Origin of the sequence: Sphaerothrix gracilis Ecp01, from assembly GCF_030405905.1 — a bacterium.
Taxonomy (GTDB): Bacteria; Cyanobacteriota; Cyanobacteriia; order Phormidesmidales; family Phormidesmidaceae; genus Sphaerothrix; species Sphaerothrix gracilis.
Genome location: NZ_JASATW010000101.1, coordinates 1 through 1,847 on the forward strand (window position 1 = coordinate 1; position 1,847 = coordinate 1,847).

Consider the following 1,847-nt stretch of genomic DNA (forward strand, 5'->3'; position numbering starts at 1 on the left):
CCTGCCGCAAAAACCGCATCCCCATCATCCGCGAGTTTAGATCCCTGATGGAAGCCGTGCTCTCACCTGAGAGTGAAAGTCGCGTTATTCTCGCTGACGCTGACCTCAGCGACTACTCGGTCAACTTCATTCGCGGTATCGGGCAGCAGCCCCACCTAGAGCCGTGGCTAGCGTTGAGCCACTGGCAAGCAGGCGGTTATGACTGCTGCTCCTACGAGCGCCCCGAAGATCTGCTGATGCGGGCTGAGGCTGCTATTGAGAGAGGGGAAAAGATTTTGGTAATGACCGACAGCCAGAAGGCCAAAGGCCGCTTCAGCACCACCGCCCTGGCCGCCCGCTGGCAGCAGATGTACCTGGACAAGCGAATTCTGGTACTCGATAGCAAAACGCTTCACCGCAAAGACCATCCCGCTTATGGGGCGATCGCCAGTGGCAAGCTAGAGGAGCTGCTAAGCCAATATGACATTGTGATCTGCTCTCCCTCAGTCGAGACTGGTATCTCCATCGATCTTAAAGGTCACTTTGATGCGGTTTACGGCTTCTATGCAGGGGTACTGAGCGAGAACTCCATCCGGCAGTCCCTGCTCAGACTACGTGAAAGGGTACCCCGTCATATCTATATCGCTCCTCACGGTTTAGAGAGCATTGGCGGCGGCGAAACCTGGTACAAAGCCCTGGCTGAAACCCAGGAGAAATGCGCTAGAGCCACGCTGAACCTGCTCTATGAAGCAGGCTGTGACGATATTGAGAGTAACCTGAGTCAGGCCGCGACTGTCGCCTGGGCCAAGATGGCCGCTCGTCACAACACCGGCAGCGCTGCCCTGAGAGAATGCGTCCTGCAGGGACTCAGGGACGAAGGCCACAGCGTCACTGAAGTCACAGATACCGACGACGACGCCCGCCAAGAGTTAAAAGCAGAACTTAAAGCTGAAAAACACGACCGGCTGAGAGAACGAGCACAGGCCGTCTGTGAAGCCACCAGTGTTGATGCTTCAGAGCTAGAAGCCCTAGAGCAGTCCCGCTCCGTCGAGAGCCTTGCCCAAGAACTCGCCCTGCAAAAAGCTCAGCTCCAGAAGCGCTATCAGCTAGAAGCGATCACCCCCGATCTTTATATCCTCGACCAGGTCGGCTATGGAGCAAAACTGCGACTGCACTACTACCTCACCGTAGGCCGGGAGTATCTCAAGAACCGCGATCGCACCAAAGTTAACGAGCTGCTCAAAAACAGCGATGGCGCAATTTGGGCACCCGATGTTAACCGGGCTACGCTCATCACCAAGATTGCCACCTATGAATACTTCAACGTTCTAGACATTCTCGATCTAGATGAGCTGTCAGAGCACACGCCCCAGGTAAGAGCGCTGGGGGAAGCGGTTCAAGGTCAGATCGCCAACATTAGAGTTGCCTCTGGCATCAATCTCTATGGCACTACCAAACCTGATGGCTCAATTGACTATATCGAGATTGTTAGACGCTTTCTCAAGCCCCTCGGCTTCAACTTGCCGCTGTGCCGCCGCGAAGGGCCGAGGGGGGAGCAAGTGCGCATCTACCAGCTTGAGCAAGTCGATTACAAGACCTTCAAACTTGAGGGCGAAGCAGTCACCTACCAGGTTAATCGCCATGAAATTTACCAGAGATGGCTAGAGAAAGATGCGATTGCAGAGAAACAGCCTGAAACCCCTGCCATAGAAAGAACAGAGGCCGTAGTCAGTGACAAATCGGTAGTCAGTCAGGGTAATAATAAGTTTTTAATTAGCCCCGGTGACTACCAAGCTCTCTCAGAGAACTCGGCCCCCGAATCCCCCCCGAATTTGAATCAGATAGAGCGAGTCTGCCTAGAGGTGCTT

Annotated in this window: 1 protein-coding gene; it reads left to right on the forward strand. The window is 54.4% G+C overall.

Going from position 1 to position 1,847, the window contains the following annotated elements:
• Positions 1-1,847: plasmid replication protein, CyRepA1 family (locus QJQ48_RS27905; RefSeq protein WP_346294465.1), on the forward strand; the 1,847-nt coding region annotated here is incomplete at both ends.